The sequence below is a fragment of the Peptoclostridium litorale DSM 5388 genome (assembly GCF_900141635.1).
Classification (GTDB): domain Bacteria; phylum Bacillota; class Clostridia; order Peptostreptococcales; family Peptostreptococcaceae; genus Peptoclostridium; species Peptoclostridium litorale.
Map to the genome: position 1 here is coordinate 23,263 of NZ_FSRH01000016.1, position 18,876 is coordinate 42,138.

20 protein-coding genes are annotated in these 18,876 nt (G+C 41.0%); 4 read left to right on the plus strand and 16 right to left on the minus strand.

Going from position 1 to position 18,876, the window contains the following annotated elements:
* Positions 1-308 precede the first annotated feature (308 nt).
* Genes BUQ87_RS12985 through BUQ87_RS13000 form a run of 4 tightly spaced genes read left to right on the plus strand, consistent with a single transcriptional unit; the run spans position 309 to position 4,166 of the window.
* On the plus strand, positions 309-1,613 hold the full coding sequence (locus tag BUQ87_RS12985) for a hybrid sensor histidine kinase/response regulator (RefSeq protein WP_038266390.1): 1,305 nt from the start codon (positions 309-311) through the stop codon (positions 1,611-1,613).
* A gap of 3 nt (positions 1,614-1,616) precedes the next feature.
* On the plus strand, positions 1,617-2,783 hold the full coding sequence (locus BUQ87_RS12990) for an HDOD domain-containing protein (protein ID WP_038266392.1): 1,167 nt from the start codon (positions 1,617-1,619) through the stop codon (positions 2,781-2,783).
* A gap of 23 nt (positions 2,784-2,806) precedes the next feature.
* A complete protein-coding gene (locus BUQ87_RS12995; protein ID WP_052636184.1) occupies positions 2,807-3,883 on the plus strand; it encodes a response regulator in 1,077 nt (358 codons plus the stop codon).
* Positions 3,884-3,911: 28 nt separating this feature from the next.
* A complete protein-coding gene (locus BUQ87_RS13000) occupies positions 3,912-4,166 on the plus strand; it encodes a hypothetical protein (protein WP_038266395.1) in 255 nt (84 codons plus the stop codon).
* Positions 4,167-4,195: 29 nt separating this feature from the next.
* Here BUQ87_RS13000 and BUQ87_RS13005 read toward each other — a convergent pair whose 3' ends face one another.
* The 16 genes from BUQ87_RS13005 to dctP form a co-directional block, all read right to left on the minus strand.
* The gene (locus tag BUQ87_RS13005; RefSeq protein ID WP_038266397.1) at positions 4,196-5,038 is read right to left on the minus strand and encodes a fumarate hydratase; all 843 of its coding nucleotides are present in this window, start codon (positions 5,036-5,038) and stop codon (positions 4,196-4,198) included.
* Between the two features lie 134 nt (positions 5,039-5,172).
* Positions 5,173-6,606 carry a sodium:solute symporter family protein gene (locus BUQ87_RS13010; RefSeq protein WP_038266399.1) on the minus strand — a complete coding sequence of 478 codons (1,434 nt, stop codon included), beginning with the start codon at positions 6,604-6,606 and terminating at the stop codon, positions 5,173-5,175.
* A 274-nt stretch (positions 6,607-6,880) separates the two neighbouring features.
* Positions 6,881-7,609 carry a FadR/GntR family transcriptional regulator gene (locus tag BUQ87_RS13015; protein ID WP_038266401.1) on the minus strand — a complete coding sequence of 243 codons (729 nt, stop codon included), beginning with the start codon at positions 7,607-7,609 and terminating at the stop codon, positions 6,881-6,883.
* A gap of 180 nt (positions 7,610-7,789) precedes the next feature.
* On the minus strand, positions 7,790-8,767 hold the full coding sequence (rarD, locus tag BUQ87_RS13020) for an EamA family transporter RarD (protein ID WP_052636185.1): 978 nt from the start codon (positions 8,765-8,767) through the stop codon (positions 7,790-7,792).
* A 122-nt stretch (positions 8,768-8,889) separates the two neighbouring features.
* On the minus strand, positions 8,890-10,812 hold the full coding sequence (locus BUQ87_RS13025) for a complex I subunit 5 family protein (RefSeq protein ID WP_038266403.1): 1,923 nt from the start codon (positions 10,810-10,812) through the stop codon (positions 8,890-8,892).
* A gap of 26 nt (positions 10,813-10,838) precedes the next feature.
* Positions 10,839-12,278: a complex I subunit 5 family protein gene (locus BUQ87_RS13030; RefSeq protein ID WP_074210121.1), complete on the minus strand. Its 1,440-nt coding sequence runs from the start codon at positions 12,276-12,278 to the stop codon at positions 10,839-10,841.
* 45 nt (positions 12,279-12,323) lie between these two features.
* Positions 12,324-13,805 carry a complex I subunit 5 family protein gene (locus BUQ87_RS13035; protein WP_052636186.1) on the minus strand — a complete coding sequence of 494 codons (1,482 nt, stop codon included), beginning with the start codon at positions 13,803-13,805 and terminating at the stop codon, positions 12,324-12,326.
* Between the two features lie 5 nt (positions 13,806-13,810).
* On the minus strand, positions 13,811-14,173 hold the full coding sequence (locus BUQ87_RS13040; RefSeq protein ID WP_038266408.1) for a sodium:proton antiporter: 363 nt from the start codon (positions 14,171-14,173) through the stop codon (positions 13,811-13,813).
* A complete protein-coding gene (locus BUQ87_RS13045; protein WP_052636187.1) occupies positions 14,173-14,592 on the minus strand; it encodes an MnhB domain-containing protein in 420 nt (139 codons plus the stop codon). Before BUQ87_RS13045 ends, BUQ87_RS13040 begins: the two co-directional genes overlap by 1 nt.
* Positions 14,573-14,869, minus strand: coding sequence for a hydrogen gas-evolving membrane-bound hydrogenase subunit E (gene mbhE, locus BUQ87_RS13050; RefSeq protein WP_052636188.1), 297 nt, complete (start codon positions 14,867-14,869; stop codon positions 14,573-14,575). Before mbhE ends, BUQ87_RS13045 begins: the two co-directional genes overlap by 20 nt.
* On the minus strand, positions 14,866-15,105 hold the full coding sequence (locus BUQ87_RS13055) for a hydrogenase subunit MbhD domain-containing protein (protein ID WP_038266411.1): 240 nt from the start codon (positions 15,103-15,105) through the stop codon (positions 14,866-14,868). The genes mbhE and BUQ87_RS13055 overlap by 4 nt, the downstream gene beginning before the upstream one ends.
* Entirely contained in the window at positions 15,092-15,412 is a 321-nt protein-coding gene (mnhG, locus tag BUQ87_RS13060) for a monovalent cation/H(+) antiporter subunit G (protein ID WP_143182476.1), read from the minus strand. The genes BUQ87_RS13055 and mnhG overlap by 14 nt, the downstream gene beginning before the upstream one ends.
* Positions 15,409-15,678, minus strand: a complete 270-nt coding sequence (locus tag BUQ87_RS13065) for an MrpF/PhaF family protein (RefSeq protein ID WP_038266413.1) — start codon at positions 15,676-15,678, stop codon at positions 15,409-15,411. Before BUQ87_RS13065 ends, mnhG begins: the two co-directional genes overlap by 4 nt.
* A 3-nt stretch (positions 15,679-15,681) precedes the next feature.
* Complete coding sequence (locus BUQ87_RS13070) at positions 15,682-15,999, minus strand: Na+/H+ antiporter subunit E (RefSeq protein ID WP_052636189.1); 318 nt, start codon at positions 15,997-15,999, stop codon at positions 15,682-15,684.
* A gap of 541 nt (positions 16,000-16,540) precedes the next feature.
* Positions 16,541-17,635, minus strand: a complete 1,095-nt coding sequence (locus tag BUQ87_RS13075; protein WP_038266414.1) for an NAD/NADP-dependent octopine/nopaline dehydrogenase family protein — start codon at positions 17,633-17,635, stop codon at positions 16,541-16,543.
* Between the two features lie 208 nt (positions 17,636-17,843).
* Complete coding sequence (gene dctP, locus BUQ87_RS13080) at positions 17,844-18,869, minus strand: TRAP transporter substrate-binding protein DctP (RefSeq protein WP_052636191.1); 1,026 nt, start codon at positions 18,867-18,869, stop codon at positions 17,844-17,846.
* Positions 18,870-18,876 lie beyond the last annotated feature (7 nt).

Sequence of the window (18,876 nt, forward strand, 5' to 3'; positions counted from 1 at the left end):
CTCAATCCCTCCATTCGACATTATTCGATATTGGTTCATATATAAACTATTTTCTTTATACCCTTTACTATTTAACGTATTCAAATTTTATTTTTTTTTGCGTTTTAATGAAAAAAACAGCCTAATTTGGCGTTAAATGCCAATTTGGGCTGTGCCGAAGTTTTGCAGAGCTACCCATCCCATCCAAATTAAATTCTTACCGGTACTTTTAATCCCTGTTTTTTTGGGGTATCAAATTACTTGAAGCATTATTCTACATTTTTTGCATTTCAAACCAATTCAATTATAAATTACAAAGGATGATGGCCATGAAAATTCTCATTGTAGACGATGAAAGGTTCAACTTGAAAATAGCCGAGGGGCTGCTCAAAGACATGTCACCTCAAAATGAAATAATTCTTTGCTTGGAACCTGAACTTGTAGGCGGACTTATTGAAGAAAATGAAATAGACATAATTCTGCTGGATATAGTAATGCCCCACATCACCGGAACCGAACTTCTAAAGCAAATCAGAAGCAACAAAAAATATGATGACATGCAAGTGGTAATGCTCACTTCAATAGGAAACAGCCTTAACATAATGGAATGCTTCGACTTAGGCGCCAACGACTATATATTAAAGCCTATAAACATAATAGAGTTTCAAGCCAGGGTCAACGCAGCAATAAGAGCCAGGGAAAACAGCATTACAGTGAAAAACATGTGGGAAACCGTAAAAAACCAAAACGCGGAGCTCAAACAGATGAATGAAAAACTCCAAAACACGCAGTTTCACCTTATTCAATCTGAAAAAATGGCGGCCATAGGCGAGCTGGCGGCCGGCGTTGCCCATGAGATAAACAATCCCATCGGGTATGTCGGAAGTAATTTCGAAACACTTTCATCATACCTGGCCAAAATTCAATCGTACATAGACTACAATTCCCAGCAGATAGATCAACTTTCAGACAAATGTCCCTCTGCTGAAATCGACCAGCTTAAAAATGACATTTGTTCCAAATACAAATCTCTTAAAATAGACTTTATAACTGATGACCTGGACATCCTGATAAATGATTCCCTTGAGGGGATAGACAGGGTTTCCAAAATAGTCAAGACGCTTAGAAATTTTGCACGCTATGATTCTGATGAACAAAGAGAATACTGCTCGATAAGGGAGATGGTGGAGGAAGTGCTTCTCATAGTGAGAAACGAGGCCAAATACTCGGTCAATTTCGACATAAGCGAAATATCTGCACCTGAAATCTGGTGCCACAAGGGACAGTTCGGGCAGGTTCTGCTTAACATAATCGTAAACGCGCTGCAGGCCATAAAAAGCCTGGAAAGGGCAGATTTCAGCCATATAAAAATATCTTCCTATTACGAAAACGGCCTCACATGCATAAGCATCCTCGATGATGGGCCCGGTATTCCTGAAGATATCAAGTATAAAATTTTCAACCCCTTCTTCACCACGAAGGATGTGGGCAGCGGCACGGGCCTTGGCCTTAGCATCTCATACGACATAATAGTAAACAAGCACGGCGGAACAATAGACGTCATAAGCAGTCCGGAAGAAGGCACCGAATTCATATTGAAGCTGCCCCCCAAACCAGAGGAACCGGAGGTGTAATTATTGAAAAAAATACTCTTCGTAGATGACGAAAAACAGATACTGCGTTCTTTCATGCGCCTTTTCATAGACACCAACTATGAAATATTCATGGCGGAAAGCGGCCTGCAGGCTCTTGAAATTCTCGCTTCAAATGATATAGACCTTGTGATAAGCGATTTCAAAATGCCCCATATGAATGGATTTGAACTTCTGTCCACGGTCAAAAAGCTGTATCCAAAAGCGATGAGAATCATGCTGAGTGGATATTCAGAAGAAGATATGGTATTTAAATCCCTCCATATGAACATCGCTAAAATATATATGTTCAAACCCTGGCAAAACGACCGTCTGCTAAATATAGTCACTCAGATATTCCAGACTGAAAGCATGCTCAAGTCAAAAAATCTTTTGGAGGCCATGAACAATATAGACCATCTTCCCACAATACCTAAAAACCACCAGAAGATACTAAGCCTTTTGGAAAGCGATTTTGACATTTCAAAGATATCCGACGAGATAGAGCGAGACCAGTCAATAGCAAGCAAGGTGCTGCATATAGCAAACTCTGCGTTCTACGGCGCCAAGACGGGTTCACTAAAAAAGGCCATAACATTCATAGGCCTTCAAAACACTACAAATCTTGTAAGATCGACATCTGTAATGAGTTATCTCAGCGAAGACTCTCAAAGCAAACAGACCGACAATATATGGGACCATGCGGCTCTTTCAAACAGGCTTTTGTATCACCTATACGAAAAACATATTGGCAAAAACCTTCCGGATCTATTTTCATCCGCCGGACTGCTCCAAAACATAGGAATGGTCTTTCTTCTCAAGAATTTCAAGCTCGATTACATCAAGCTCTTGCTTCGCGCCCAAAAAGAGAATTTCTGCCTTGCTGACGCTGAATCCAAACGCTTTGGAATAAACCACATGCAAGCCGGCGCATACCTTCTCAACTGGTGGGATTTTCCATATCCCATAATTGAATCTGCAATGTACCACCACGTTCCTTCGGATGAAAGGATAGTAAACAGGGAGCTTTTAAATGCAGTGCATATTTCCAGCAGATATGCGTCAATTCTTCTGGGCACTCCACTTTTATGCAAATTCGATCCGAACGCATTCGATGTTTTGAATATTGACCAGTATGAGTTTGAAGAAAAACTTAAAGGGTTCAAATCATAAATACTCTGGAGGTGACACGGCTTATGGAAAAAACATACTCGGTTTTATTTGTGGACGATGAGGAAAGCATACTCAGAGCTCTTGAAAGAGGGCTTATAGACGAAGACTACAACTGCTTTTTTGCCGAAAGCGGCATGAAGGCTCTCACCATAATGGATACTCAGGAAATACATGTCATAGTGAGTGACATGAGAATGCCTGTGATGAATGGACTTCAGCTATTGAAGGAAGTGGAGCAAAAGCACCCCGATGCAGTAAAGGTAATCCTTTCCGGATACACCCAGCTTCAGCAGATACTGACCACCATAAACCAGGTCGACATATTCAAGTTCATAACAAAGCCCTGGAATCTTGAAGACGAGTTCAAGGGAGTCATAAGAAAATCCATAGAATACTACAAGCTGCGTGAAGAAAATACAAAGATAAAAAAGGACCTTCAGCTCAAGAACAAGTCCTATTTGAACATACTCCAAAACATAGACGACAAGGTCTCCATAGCAAACATGAAATCAGACATGCTCAGTTCATTCACTTTGGAAACCCTGGGCTTCAACTGCAGACTCGAAATGAATCCTGATTTGGACATTCCATATGTATTCGAATTTCAGCGCCGTTCATATGAGAAGCTCTCAAAGGGCCTGCGCTGCGAAAAAAAAGAATTTAAACCCGAAATTTTTATAAAGTCGCTTTTAACCCAAATACAGTCAACCGAAAATGTGGAAATATTGAATTTTTCAAACAAAATCACATTCACTCACAATATTCTTGTGCTGGACAAGGTGGCAAAATCAATACTCTCATGCGCCATAGAATCATTCAGGGATGACATGGAATCCTCTGGTATATACGCGGCGGCATGGAGCGAGGGAAACAGCAAGCTTTGTGTGTCCATTTTCTCTCCTATTGCGCTTACCTTTCCCGAAAAAGGAGTATCAAGCGGCCTTATGAATCTGCATTTGAAGCAGTCATTTTTAAATTCAGCCCTTGCCGTTTCGGCAGCTGCCGCAAGAATGTCTTTCAAATCCGTTAGGCGGGAAAATTATATGGTGTTCCAGCTTGAAATTCCATACTCAATACAAATTGAAGATTCCTCTCCGTAATCTTCAAAGCAAAGGCATGGAGGAAAGCATGCTCATGGCACTTGAGGACATGGGAAGACTCAGCAAGGCCAATCGGGTGTACATATTTTTTTTCAAGGCGAACGGCAGCTTGATGGACAATACTTATGAGTGGTGCAAACCCGGAGTCTCCTCCCCAAAAGACAACCTCCGGGACATACCTTCAAGCTCGGTTCCCTGGTGGATGAAGCAGCTTAAAATGTCATTGCCGCTTAGATCCGAGCCCGCCAGTGCTTATTGTGAGATTCAAAGTAAAATGCGATAAGCTGGCTTATCGCATTTTACTTTGAGCTGCTATATTGTTATCTCCTCATGCCTTGCAACGTGGCAGTTTATATTAACTGCAACAGGCAGTCCCGCTATATGAGTAGGATATACCTCAACATTGACTGCAAGAGCCGTAGTGTTTCCACCAAGACCCTGAGGCCCTATCCCCAGCTCGTTTATCCTCTCCAGAAGTTCCTGCTCTATTTTTATTATGTGCTCTTTTTCGCTGTTTTTTCCTATTTCCCTTGTAAGGGCCTTTTTGGCAATCTGAGCCGCCTTGTCTATTGTTCCGCCTATACCGACTCCGACTACAACCGGCGGACATGGATTCGGGCCTGCAATTGAAACCGTCTCTACCACAAAATCAATTACGCCCTGCACCCCGTCCGAAGGCTTGAGCATTTTAGTCCTCGACATATTTTCGCTTCCAAATCCCTTTGGCGCAAACACTATTTTTACATTTTCACCCGGTACTATGTCAGTGTATATTACGGCTGGGGTGTTGTCTCCCGTGTTTTCCCTTATAAGCGGGTCTGAAACTACAGATTTTCTAAGGTATCCTTCGCTATATCCCTGCCTTACGCCTTCATTCACGGCATCCACTATATTTCCCCCGGTAAAATGCACATCCTGTCCCACTTCCATGAATATTACGGCCATTCCTGTATCCTGGCAAAGAGGCGTCTGCTCGCTCTTTGCTATGTCCACGTTTTGAAGCATTATTTCGAGAATGTCCCTTCCCGTAGGAGAGCTTTCATCTTTTATTCTTTCATTGATGCACTTCACCACATCTTCCCCAAGGTTTATGTTGGCGCTTATGCACATTTTTTTTACCGCCTGCGTTATGACTTTTACATCTATATCTCTCAAGGCCCCATCCTCCATACTTATTCCAGATTTTTTTCAATAAAGTTCTACTGATTACGAAGTATTCCTTAAGAGTATTATATTTTATTTTCATTTTTTTGTGAACTCCAACAAGAGTAAAAAAGATTTTTTACCATTTATTCCGCCAAAGCAAGCTCTTCATCCAAGCTATATTCCGATTGAACTCGCCTGCTTGTAATGGCGCTTATTATGACAAGTCCTAAAAATGAACCTATCAGTCCAAACGCCACATATGGCACATTGCTGTTCATAATCTGCCCTATAATGCATCCTCCAAATCCACAAAACATGCTGCCTATAGCACCCTGAACGGTGAGAAAATTTTTATTCCTCATAAAATACCCCACAAATATAGGGAAAAGAAGCGCCGATGCAGAATATGCATAAGTGGCTATAAGCCAATTCAGTGCATGTGGGAACGCAAGTGAAAGCGCAACTGCCAGCGCCATTACTACTACTGAAAGTATGCGCGAAAGTCTTATCATTTTCTTTTCATCATATCCATTTGGGTTTATTACCTTAGCATAAAAGTCCCTTGTTAGATTAACCACTATCGACTGGACGGCGCTATCAGTTGTGGAGATTATGGTTGCCACAAGGAATCCCGAATATAGTGCCATAAACCACGCAGGAACCTGAGTCAAAAACCATCCCGCAGCCATCTCAGGTGCAAGATTCGGATTCATTGATCTTATCGAAAGCCCCATGAATGCAGCCCATACGTCAGCTGAAAGAACCACCACTGCGCTTATTATAAGGCTCGTCTTTACAGTTTTTACATTTTCAACTGCATATATTCGCTGGTAGTACATCTGATTTGTAAGCCCACCGGGGAGTATTGAAAGCGCCCACAGCAATATAGTAAATCCACCTGCCGCACTCATTCCTTTTGGAAATTCAGCTATTTCTGGCGGAACGTTGGATACTATAGTCTGTATTCCTCCTCCCATTTTCAATGTAAACACTAGCGATACTGCCGATACCAAAATCATAAGGCAGCCGAATATGAAATCCGTCCATGCCACAGATGCCAGTCCTGCTGGCAGCACATATATAAGGCTTATTACCGCAAACACTATTATAAGCAAAGGCATGGAAAATCCTGTGAGCGAAGAATACAACTTTCCGAAGGCGACAAGCTGAGTGCATATCCATCCAAAAGGAACTATTATAGTCATAATTGCTGTCATTGAAATTAAAAGCTTATTTTTTCCATACAGCCTCTCGAATATTTCAGGTACAGTAGTGAAATTTGATTTTCTGAGCCAGTCTGCTATAGCTGTAAGCAGTACAAGCGTTCCCGATAAAAAAACGCCGTAGGTAAGTGCAGACCACCCGCTTGCATATCCTATGCCGACATGCGCAACCAGTACTCCTCCACCCATGGCAGTAGCATACTGAGTTCCTATTATTACGTAGATAGGAAGATTTCTCCCCCCTAATGCCCAGTCTTCCCCTGATTTCGTATGCTTGCCCATAAAAAAAGATAGTAGCCCTGTTCCTCCAAGCACTACTACAGCGCTTAAAATCATAAGAAAAATCACATTCATATAATAAATCCCCCCTCGTATTTGAAACTTATTTTTTCAAAACCCCTCCGATTTCATTGAAAAATCATCCCATTTCTTTGGATTGTATTACATTCAAACAAATATTCCAATGCTTCTTGTGAGGCTTTTTGATTTTTTTTGAAACTTTTTTGAAGGCAAAAAAAAAACAGCCATTCGTGTCGAAATTTGCTGTTTTTATATACCCAGTTCATAAAATTTTAAACATATTTATTCAAAAAAAATATATTCTATATTGATGTACCGCTATATATTTTTATTTTTTCTGCTTTTCGATTCCATTTTTTTGTATTTCTTCTCTGTAGCGCTCTATTCTGGTCTCTATGTGCTTGACCATAAGCGCTTCCGCCTTCCCAGGCTCATTATTTTTTATGAAGTTTAAAAGCTCCATGTGTTCAGCTATTTCATTTTCCAATTCATTAGAATGCACATAGCTGTATATATACATGAATCTTTGCGCATTGAGTTCATTTGTAATAGAATCTAAAAGTTTGCTCAACACTCTATTTCTAGACATATCCCCGATGATCTTGTGAAGTTCGTAACCCATTGATACATTATATGTTTTGTCTTTTATAGCCTTTTTGCTCTTATTGAGTATTTTCTCTAGTTTTTCGATGTCTTCTTTTTGAGCTCTCTCAACTGCCAGACGTGCAATCTTAGGCTCAATAATAAGCCTGGCCTCCATAAGCTCCAGTATGGTGCTGTCTTCTTTTAGCACATTTAAAAGCTCCATTGAGTTTATGCTGTTAAGTGCATTTTTTGACAAAAAAGTTCCTTTTCCCGGCTTAGCTTCTACAATCCCCGACAACGCAAGGTATTTAAGGGCCTCCCTTACACTGTTTCGGCTTACGCCAAAAGATTCAGACAGAGCAAGTTCTCCAGGTATCTTCTCTCCGGGATTCCACTCTCCATTTTTGACCATTACAATTATTTGACTTACAACTTCTTCGTATAGCGTTTTTTTGCTAAGTGGTTTAATCATATTTCCTCCTATCCGACACTTTCCCAAAACATGTCCAACTGTAATATATTCAATCATTCATATACTCATATTGTACCACATAAAGAATTATTCCAATGAGCAATTCGAAAAAATTAATATGTAAACTATTTATAGTTCACGTGCTTTTTATAACCCTTCACTCTTATTACTTATATCCCGTCACTGTCTCCTATACGCTGCACCCCTCCTTTTCAAACACGAGCTTATCATTGCAATTATTACTGCGGTCCATATGGCGCCGAAACTAATTAGATGCGTTTTCGTAAAGACCTCTTTGAATATGAAAACTCCCAAAATAAGGCTTAATGTCGGAGCGTAATACTGTATGAATCCTATCCTCGAAAGATTTACCAATTTCACCCCATGAGAAAACATCAATAAGGGTATTGCTGTAAATGCCCCCGTTGAAATCAGCATTGAAATATTGGCGCCACTTGCTCCAATCAGTACTCCTTTTCCACTCGCTTCACTGTATGCTATGCATGCCAATGCAATTGGAAGCAGCATGCTGACTTCGGCGGTAATTCCTATAATGGGATTGATATCGACAGTCTTTTTCATAAAAGTATATCCCACAAAAGTTACAATCAGTAAAACTGCAACTAGCGGAACTTTCCCCAAATTGGCGGTCATAATAAGAACGCCTGCCAGAGCGACAAATAAGGATACCGCCTCAAATATATCAATTTTTTCATTTAGTATGAATATACCTATGAAAATTGTCATTATGGGCGTTATATATTGCCCCAGGCTTGCCTCCACAACCTGTCTTGAATATACAGAGTATATATTTATAAGCCAATTCAAGCTAATGAGCGCTGCACATGCAATTACACAAATCCTTTTTTTCCTATTCTTTAATACATCAATTAGTTCATGTACTCTGCCTTTGACAAATAGCATGCATATTAGAAGCACAAATGACCATACTATCCTGTGGGCCAGAAGTTGAATAAGCGGAACCCCCTGTAAAAGGCTCCAATACAGGGGCTGTAACCCCCAAACTGTGTAAGTGAAAATAATGCTCAATACTCCAAGGTTTTTATCCCTTTCCTCAAAGCCATCAAAACTCTCCATAAAACCTCCCGCAATATACTGCTCTTTGCAATTCCATGACCGGACCTCTTGTCCAGTCATCCTACATTCCCCGGTATATATTACACTACTTCCACATTATATTCAACACTTTATTTCCGCCCCTGTAACTCGCCTTTCCCCTAACCCGTTGAAATTTAAACCTTTTTTTAGAAATGATTCTTTTATTTAATCAAAAGCGCACTGACCGCCGCTATAAAAATCACTGCAGTAACAAATACAGAATAGGTTATACTCTCCATTCTGATAAGAATCATTCTGGATATTTCTGATATTTCATAATACTTATTTTCTCCCTTTTTCAAACTTTCATTTTTCATCTGCATTTTGCAAACTCGCTTAAACCACCCAAAAGCGCCCTGTATGATTTTTTCCATGAATCCGTCTATAAAACCAAATGCCGCATTAAAAGCTTTGAATGTAAATCTATACGCTATAGCGAATACCCAATTCATATTTTTTGACCAATCCTCCAAAATATCAGTGTATACCAATATTCCTCCCTTTCTTTTTACGCACCCTTTCAGTTCGAATATTTTGTATACAAAAAAGCCCATAACTACAACTTGAACTGAAGCTTTCAAATAATCCAGCTTGTAAAACTCAAAACCAATTATTGCTGATTCTGCGAACATCCCAGCGCTCCCCTGCTGAATCAGCTGGTTTACAAAGTCAGGAGCGGCACTTATATACGCCATAGGCAGCAGCGTCATAAATAACGGGATGTACAAGTTATATCCCACAGGGCTTCCCTTGCCCTCAGACTTGCATATGGGCGATGAAAATATTGCTGAATATAGCTTTAGCGAATAAGCTACTGCAAAGCTGCTTGAAATAAAAAATACCGACTCTATGGCATACTTCCAAAATCCAATGTCAAGCTCTGCAATGCCGTGATGTATGAGGGTCTTGCTTGTGAATCCATTAAATCCAGGAAATCCTATATTCGAAAGAAGCCCCACCGCCCAAAACATCTTGAGCGAGCCTTTTATTGGACTCTTGTGTATTGAATTGATATCTTCGCTTTTTGTATCCAGCATAATCACCCCTGCAGCCATAAAGAGGAGGCTTTTGCACAAGGCGTGATTGACAACGTGATATACGGACGCTGATATTGCAGTCTGAGGATTATGGTGAGTAAGCCCCGCAAGCGCCACAGCCAAAACCATATATCCCATATGGCTCATGCTGCTGTAGGCAAGTATCTTTTTTATTTCAGTATTCAATATCGCCAAAAGCCCTCCAATAAGCATGCTTGCTGTTGATACAATCAAGAGGAATATGCTGAATTTTTCATCCCAATTCACTATGAACGAAATCACCATTATTCCGTAAACTCCAGTTTTCGCCATCACCCCCGACAAAACTACAGTGGCCGGTGCAGGCGAGTGCGAGTATGTCTTTGAAAGCCATATGTGAAGCGGAAACATGCATGCCTTGGCCGCAAAGCCCATACTCATAAGTATTGCAGCTGCGTATTTTATGTTGCCCATCTGACTTCCCATTTCAGCCAGCTTGCCTATTTGGAGCTCTCCCGTGTGCTCGTAGAGTATGAATATACCCATAAGGCTTGCCATTCCAGATGCTATAGAAACCATGAAATATAATTTTCCCGCTTCATGTGCACCATCACTTTCTTTGTGAATCACCAGCACATATGATACAAGTGCCATGACCTCAAAGAATGTAAAAAGGTTTAGCAGGTTTTCAGATATAAAAACACCTACAACGGCTGAAAGCGTAACCATAAAGCATGCATGGAACCTATGTGCCCTGCCGTCTGCATCAATATGCCAAGTCGAATACATTCCTGCAATCATCCATATGAATCCGGACATGCATACAAAGATATACCTTAGCATGTCAAGCTTCATGTGCAATCCATACCCCATTACATGAGGCAGTTGAATATTCATGTCAGATTTTTGCAGCATTCTAAAACAAGCGCATATAACTCCGAATTCGATCAAAAGGGCTGTAGTCAGTATAATATCTGCAGCCCTTTTGCTCCTTTTGCCTGAAAAATAAACTGCCAGTGATGAAACTGCTGGGAAAGCCAGTATGAATAAAAGAATGTAACTGTTCAAAATATCCCCCCCATTGTGTTGCGCTCTTAAAAAGATATTTCACTTGTCAGCCCCTCAATAAAATCAAGCGTTATCGAAGGGAAAATCCCGTTGGCAATTATAATTGCCGTAATAACAACTATGGGCACCAGCATTTTGAAGCCGGCTTCTTTTTCCATTTCCATGCTTCCGTTGTCCTCTTTGCACTGGTAAAAAAATGCTTTTGTAATTATCGGCATAAGATATGCGGCCGTAAGAACTGCACTAACTAATAGTGTTACAGCGAACCAAGCCCTGCCCGCTTCAAGACTCCCAATTGCAATATACCACTTGCTCATGAATCCGTTCGTCGGGGGTATTCCTATGAGCGATATAGCTGCTATGGCAAAGCATGTCATTGTAACGGGCATTTTCCTCCCAACGCCTCTGAGCTCTGATATGTTTTTCTTGTGCAGCTTCACATATATTGCTCCTGCGCAAAAGAATAGCACTATCTTTATTAGTGCGTGGTTTACAAAATGCAAAAGCCCGCCCCAAAGCGCCTTTTCATTGAGTGCAAAAACGCCCAGAAGTATATATCCAAGCTGGCTTATGGTTGAATATGCAAGCCTTTTTTTGAGATTATCATGAGTAAGGGCGAGGAAAGATCCCATCAGTATAGTCACGCAAGCAAATGCTCCGGCATAGAAATGCCCGTTTATATCCTTAAGCGCATTGGCCCCGAACACAAAATACGCCACCCTTATTATGGAGAACACACCCGACTTTACCACCGCAACCGCATGAAGCAGCGAGCTTACCGGAGTCGGGGCAACCATTGCACTTGGAAGCCAAGAATGAAACGGGACAACAGCCGCCTTGACTCCGAATCCTAAAAACATAAGCATGAATGAATACAAAAGCATGTTTTTTTCGCTTGCGCTGTATTCCAAGCTTGCAGGCGCAAACTGCATATTTGGGGCAATGCTGTATAAAATCACCATTCCCAAAACGATAAGGGCGGCTCCTCCAAATGAATATACAAGATATTTTCTTCCGCTTCTGAAAGCCTCCTCGCTGCGTGAGTGTATGACAAGCGGGTATGTGAACAGGGTCAGCACCTCATAAAACAAATACAGTGTAACCAAATTGCCTGAAAACGCTATCCCTACAATCACTCCCAAAGTTGCAGTGAAAAATGCAAAAAAACCTCTGGAATCCTTTTCATGCTCCATATATTCCATAGAATAAAAAGCCGTCAGTATCCAAAGGCTTGAAGCCAATACGGCAAATAAGGACCCCAGCCTGTCTATTTTTAAAAATATGCTTATATATTCATTGAGTTTTAAAATCTCAATGCTCTTTGGAAAATCCACAGCCAAAATCAATATTACAACTGCCATATTAAATATTACGGTAACGCCCGCAATAATACGCATGAGCCTTTCGCTTTCAAACCGCCTTGATAGAATCAAAAGTGAAGATATTAAAGGTAATGCTATCGGCATAATTATAAGACTGGCCAAATTCCCACCCCTCGCAAAATAAATAGTCTATATGATATTAGAAAAATCCAAAGTCAACAATTCTATAATTCTCCCCGAGAATATTCCAAGTGTAACCATTGCAACAACCAAAAGCACACTCTGCATAGAATTGGCAAGCGAACTTTTGCATGAACTGCTGATATTTCCAAATTCAGCTTCGCATTTGAAATATCCCCTTGTCAAAACCGGAATATAGTAAAGGCAGTTTAAAATCGAGCTGATTAAGACCACAGCTACAAGACCTGTCCTTTTTGATTCAATGCTTGCCATACAAAGATTCCACTTGCTTACGAACCCCGGTAAAATTGGAATTCCTATCATTGAAAGCGCACCCAATGCAAACACTCCCAAAGGCAGGGGCATTCTTCTCCCTATGCCGCTCATGCCTTTTATTGAATAGGTATTTGTTTTTTCAGTTATCAATCCCACACTGAGAAACATCGCTGATTTTGTAAGTGCGTGGCCCATCATGTGGACTATGGAAATCACAAATCCCAATGTATTTCCAAGCCCTACTCCAAAGAAAACATACCCCATCTGCGCTATGCTTGAATATGCAACCATCTTTTTTATATTGTCCTGAAATACGGCAAACACAGATCCCATTATCATACCTGCAGACCCAAGTGCAATCACTATGTCAAGCACTCCGCTCTCCCTTATTATCTGAGCTCCAAATGCGGTGTGAAAAACCTTTATCAAGAGAATCGCCGGACCCTTTAGCCCTACGGCCGATATGACGGCACTTGTAACGTCGGTTGCTGACGAGTGAGCATCCGCAAGCCACACGTGAAATGGAAACATTGCCCCCTTTATACCTATTCCAATTGTCAAAAGTCCCAAAGCTGCCATGGCCACACCGCGGTACTCCCTGTAGACCTTTGAAATTTCAATCCCTATAAAATCCATATTCAAATTTCCTGTGATTGAGTATATGAAAGCTATCCCCATGAGTATAAGGCCCGAACCAAGACTGCTATAGACGAGATATTTTATTGCGGCGTTTATGTTCTGCGCTCTGTCTTTGGCGACTATCATTCCGCATGCGGCAAGAGTGCTCACCTCTATGAACACGTATGCATTGAAAATGTCGTTCGTAAACGTCATCCCGCAAATCGACGCATTAAATACGTTGAATACAAGGTAGTAAATAGGCATCTTTTCAGCTGGAATGTCCTTTTGGACATTTAATATGGAGTGCCATGCCGCTAAAAATGCTACAAGCGTAAAAATGCAGGCCATCGCCGATTCGAAAACTCCCACCTTGAACTCTATCCCCCAAGGAGCCTTGAAATGTCCCATGTCATATTTGAACATCCCATTAACGCTTACATAGTAAAAGGTCAGCGCCGCCAGTGTAAGGCAAACAAAGTTCACAGCGAAAGAAATGGCTTTAGCTGTCTTTTCACCCTTCACCATCGGCATTAAAAACGAACTCATAAACGGAATTAGTACAATAAACATTGGAAAGCTCTTGAAATACTCCATTTTAGCTACGCCTCCCTAATCCTTATGATTTCATCCATTTCAATAGTTCCATATTTTTCATGCAGCTTCACTGTAAGCGCAAGAGCAAGAGCAGTCATGCTGACAGCCACAACTATCCCCGTAAGCATTAGCGCTGTTGGAACAGGGTTTATGTACTCAAAAACCGCCCCCAGCTTTCCAATTACAATGGGGGCCTTTTTTCCGCTTATGTATCCCTTTGCAATGAAAAACAAGAATACAGCAGTGTCCATTATGTTCAGCCCTATTATTTTTTTGAGCATATTGTTGTTTATAAGAAGAGTCATAAACCCAATGCCAAACAATACAATCGAGCAAGTCTCCACGTAGTTTGTAAGCAGTTTTTCCATTATACCTCCCCTTCGCTAAACAGAGCATATAAAAAATACATTGCAACAGCAACTACGGCTCCCACAAATATGTTAAGAGGTAGAAGGTATCTTCCCGAAAATATTTTGCCGGGGGTTCCGATCGGAAGATCGTACATGTGCAGGCCCAGCCCTCCATTTATGAAAGAATACCCCTTTAAAAGACCATATGACAAAAGCGAAAAACACGTTATTTTAAGAAGCCTTTTAAGCGGGTACCTTAGCCTTGCACACTCTCCCCCGTTCACCATACTGTAAAGTATGAGGCTTGCACCTATTATTGTCCCTCCCGCGAATCCCCCTCCCGGCGAAATATGCCCGTTCACTATGACATATATGCCAAATATCTGTATAAATGGTATTACCGCGCTTGAAACTACGCTAAGTATCGTGCTTTTCATCTTTTGCACCTTCTTTCTTGAGAAGCATCATTACGACCATAACCCCGGTAAAAATCACCGATGCCTCTATGAGAGTGTCAAACGCCCTGTAGTCAAGTATTATGCCTGTTACTATGTTCAAAGCCCCTGTCTCTTTTGTCGTCTCTTGAATATAAGTTTTGCTCACATAATTATGTGCCGGCGAGCTCTCGCTCCCAAATTCCGGCAAGTCAGCCACCGCTCCAAGCAACAGCGCTATCAGCGCAAGCGTTAAAATCACCGAAAACCTTTTCCTCACCTTCGCTCCCCCCTCATCCTCTTGAGCGTCAATATGAACAGGAGCGTAGTGACCCCCGCTCCGACGGCTGCCTCTGTTATAGCCAGATCAGGTGCGTTGAGCTGCTGCCAGAGTATCGCCATTATGAGGCTGTACACCATAAATACTATTATCGTGCTGAGCATGTCCTTTATAAGTGACACTGCTATTGACGAACCTATCAAAAACAGGAGCATTATAAGGCTAAACAATTTCATCTCTACCAACTCCCCTAGCGCTTTTTTCCATGATTCTTCTTCTGTATTCAGCCCTTGAAATAATGTGAGTGGCTGTGGGATTTGTCATCCAGAGAAAAAATATTACAATAAGAAGCTTTACGCTCGCACTGGTAATCCCATCATGCGCCACAAGCGCCAAGAGGCTTAAAACAGCACCCAATGTATCGCATTTTGCTGCAGCATGAGCCCTTTCGAACGTGTCTTTGAATCTAAGTATCCCGATTGTGCCGACAGAAAAAAAGAATATCCCGCCTGATATGAGGAGAACTACAATTGCCATCTTCATGCCCTTTCTCCTCCCGCTCTTTGTATAAGCTCTGAAAGTCCCAAAGAAGCTATGAAGCTTATCATCGCATATACCAAAATCACGTCTATGAAATATGTTTCATCTAAAATGAATGAAATGAGAGCTATCAGTACTATGGTCTTCGTTCCTATCACGTTTACAGCTATAAGCCTGTCCACCGCCAATGGCCCCTTTGAGGCTCTTGACATGCAAAGTATTATCGTAACAGAAAGCGCTATGCTGGCTATTGTCCAAATAGTATCCATGCTCTACTCCCCTTCAATTTTCAAAAGTATTTTTTCAAATTCCGAATCAAAAAGCCCCCTGGCAAATTCTTCCTTAAGGCAGTGCACGGTATACATGCCGTCCTGCATGTCTATTGTTATAGTTCCAGGCGTGAGCGTTATGGAGTTTGCCAAAACAACCCTCAAAAATTCCGATTTCAGCCTGCTTTCAAACTCTACAATCTCGGGTGAAATTTCCATTTTTGGGCTGAGTACTATTTTTGCCACAGCTACATTTGCCATTATTACTTCTCTTATCAACAAAAATATATATTTGCATACATATAATGATTTTTTAATCAATTTTCATCCCGCCTATTTGGTTTAGAATTCAACTTGTTGAGGCAATACACGCAAGTGCATATTAAAGCTCCTAATATCAATATCTCCGAGCTGAATTTCCCTTCTAAAACACACCAGAAAATTCCCAGCATTATTACCAGTGATGATGATCTCATTACAGCCCTCCTATTCTCCACAGGTAAAAAAAACAACCACCCCATTGCAAATATCAAAATGCTAGAGAGATGGTTGTTATGTATCCACAGTTTGTCGAATAGTCTCATGTGAATTTCACGGGGCAGATCAGTTGGCTATTCTGGTCTGCAAATTTTTTAACTTGGAATCATTTTGGAAAACATAATCTTTACAAAGGGTTTGTTTAGAAAAAACTTCTCTTTTTACGTTTATTTTTGAGCTACGCTTAAAAGGAATGGTTTTGAGACTATTCTTCAAACAATTTGGCTTGATATATTTTCATTTGTCTATATGTCATATTGTACTACATTTGTGTCCGCATTTCAATATTGTTTTTTTGGATTTCATAGCCTGGAGCAAATGCTTTTTACCTGTATATCCCGGTTTCAACATAGTTTATCATTTCTTCGGTTGAAAGCTTGTCAATCCCCAGATTCTCGACAGTTCTTCCTTCAGTTGATATATCTCCTTCAAGCATAACCTCACAAAGCCTTACAACAAGATCCATTTTTTCTACGCTTACACCTGCTTTTTTTCCAAGTGAAGCTATTGCCTTAAGCGAGTTTGGAACATCTTCTAAAAGATATCTTGTTTTAAGTGTCTTTTGACCTTTTATTCCATCATATGCCTTTGTTGTCTGCACTAGTTCAGAAAGCGTATCTCCCTTGGCATCATAAGTTTTTCTGTACCAGTCTGTGATAGGCATAAGATCTAGTCCGTATACCTTTCCAATTTCAATTCTCTCTTTGTCAATTCCTTCTACAAACTCACCTATAGACGGTGTGAACCCATCATAATAGTACTGCCAGTCTATGCCGCTTTCTATTCTTGCTACATTCAAAATTGAAGGCGCAGGATGCATTATGGCATTTAGGTTTTCAAGGCTTGTCTGAATAACATTTTTAGCTTCTATAAACTCTGGGAATGCTGAATTCAAAAGTCCCAGAACTTTTTTGTTTTCAGTTGCAGGCAGCGCCGCCACCGTAACAAAATTTTTACTTCCAAAAATATGTGCATTTCCCGGCGAAGCGGCTCTGCATGCATAAAGAAGTGTATTAGCCTCTGCAACTGCAACGTCTGCCTTGCACCCTTCTTCCTCCAGGACTCTCTTGAATTCAAGAGCTCCACAGCTTGCTCCTGGATGAAGTACAACTACCTGGCCGTCTTTTAAAAATGGGGCACATTTCCTCGCTATGCTGGCATGGTATAAAGATGGAAGAACAACTACTGCTATGTCAGCCCCTTCAAGGACCTTTGACATGTCTGTGCTTGCAAGGTCAACTTTCCCAAAACCTTCAACAGCTCCGCTGACATTTATTCCGCCTTTATCCGAGATAATACTGCACGTTTCTTCGCTTACATCATATATTTTAACGTCAAAACCCTTAAGTGCAACGTGCCCAGCCATGGCTTGGCCTCCGTTACCTCCACCTATAATTGCCCACTTAACTTCCTTGTTCATCATAACCCCTCCTGTTTTGAATTGTGATACAGTAAATCCCAAATCCGGAAATTATCCGCATCGAATTGTTCGAATATCCTACATTTATTCTTTTTATAATAGCTGGTTTCAGATACTATTGTCTTCAATCCAAAACCAGCTACTATATTCAACTTTTTTTCAACTTTTTTAACTCTATTTTGATTTTTTTCAACTTTTTAATTATTTTTTATTTCAAGTCCTTTGTAATCGACTCGAATTCTTCTTTTCCATATTCTTCCGCTATTACCGGCCATACTTCTTTTCTTACCTTTTCAGCCATCTTGTCTATTTCAGCCTCGGTAAACTCTATAACCTCTATGCCGGCTTCTTTAAGCTTGGTTTCAAATTCTTCCTGCTGCTGCTCTGCCACTTCATAACGATCTGCTTCCATCTTTGCGGCTACGCCTTCTATCATTTTCTGATCTTCATCAGAAAGGCTGTTGTAGACATCCATACTCATGTATAGATACCACATTTCAAAGTGGTCGTTTACTGGAAGATAGTATTTTGTTACATCTCTAAAGCTTGAATAGTATCCTTCCGCGCCAGAACCTATCGCTCCATCCACTATACCTGTTTGCATAGCTGTGAACGCCTCCGAGAAAGCAAGCGGAGTTGCCTGGTATCCAAGTGCCTGTGCAGATTTTTCATATGCTTTCATTGACGGAACTCTTATTTTCATTTTGTTGACATCGAAATTAGCCGGGTCATTAGGCTTTTTAGTCAGTGCTATTCCACCAAAGTAAACAGGATATGAAGCTAGAACTTTTATCCCCTGCTTTGCAAATCTTTCTTCAACCACATTCATAAGCGGTCCGCCTTTTTTATACACCTCTTTAGCTTCTTCCCAGTTTCTTACAAGATATGGGGCAACAGGAAGTCCCAAAGTCTTGTCCACGCCGGTAGCAGTAGGTGCAAGCTGCATCTCTACATCCCCAAGTCCAACACGTTCTTGAACTACAGTATAGTCTCCAAGCGATCCCGAAGGATATACTTCTAATGTGATATCTCCGCCTGAAGCCTCATTTAATGCCTGTGCAAATGCGTTCACGTCATTATCTGCCGGAGTTCCCTGAGGCCTAACGTGTCCTATTTTCCAAGTTTTAGGTCCATCAGCCGCACCAGCTTTTGAGCACCCTGTAACACTCGTCACTAACATCATTAATGAAATTAATACCGCGCCTGCCTTTTTAAAATGATTTCCCATATTCATCAAAATT

Coding starts and splice junctions, on each gene's coding strand:
- BUQ87_RS13030 (WP_074210121.1), bottom strand. CDS start 12,278: ATGCCGATAGCATTACCTTTAATATCTTCACTTTTGATTCTATCAAGG.
- BUQ87_RS13035 (WP_052636186.1), bottom strand. CDS start 13,805: ATGGAGTATTTCAAGAGCTTTCCAATGTTTATTGTACTAATTCCGTTT.
- BUQ87_RS13075 (WP_038266414.1), bottom strand. CDS start 17,635: ATGAACAAGGAAGTTAAGTGGGCAATTATAGGTGGAGGTAACGGAGGC.
- BUQ87_RS13040 (WP_038266408.1), bottom strand. CDS start 14,173: ATGGAAAAACTGCTTACAAACTACGTGGAGACTTGCTCGATTGTATTG.
- mnhG (WP_143182476.1), bottom strand. CDS start 15,412: ATGAAGATGGCAATTGTAGTTCTCCTCATATCAGGCGGGATATTCTTT.
- rarD (WP_052636185.1), bottom strand. CDS start 8,767: ATGACTGGACAAGAGGTCCGGTCATGGAATTGCAAAGAGCAGTATATT.
- BUQ87_RS12995 (WP_052636184.1), top strand. CDS start 2,807: ATGGAAAAAACATACTCGGTTTTATTTGTGGACGATGAGGAAAGCATA.
- BUQ87_RS13015 (WP_038266401.1), bottom strand. CDS start 7,609: ATGATTAAACCACTTAGCAAAAAAACGCTATACGAAGAAGTTGTAAGT.
- BUQ87_RS13065 (WP_038266413.1), bottom strand. CDS start 15,678: ATGGATACTATTTGGACAATAGCCAGCATAGCGCTTTCTGTTACGATA.
- BUQ87_RS13010 (WP_038266399.1), bottom strand. CDS start 6,606: ATGAATGTGATTTTTCTTATGATTTTAAGCGCTGTAGTAGTGCTTGGA.
- BUQ87_RS13000 (WP_038266395.1), top strand. CDS start 3,912: ATGCTCATGGCACTTGAGGACATGGGAAGACTCAGCAAGGCCAATCGG.
- BUQ87_RS13055 (WP_038266411.1), bottom strand. CDS start 15,105: ATGAAATTGTTTAGCCTTATAATGCTCCTGTTTTTGATAGGTTCGTCA.
- dctP (WP_052636191.1), bottom strand. CDS start 18,869: ATGAATATGGGAAATCATTTTAAAAAGGCAGGCGCGGTATTAATTTCA.
- BUQ87_RS13045 (WP_052636187.1), bottom strand. CDS start 14,592: ATGAAAAGCACGATACTTAGCGTAGTTTCAAGCGCGGTAATACCATTT.
- BUQ87_RS12985 (WP_038266390.1), top strand. CDS start 309: ATGAAAATTCTCATTGTAGACGATGAAAGGTTCAACTTGAAAATAGCC.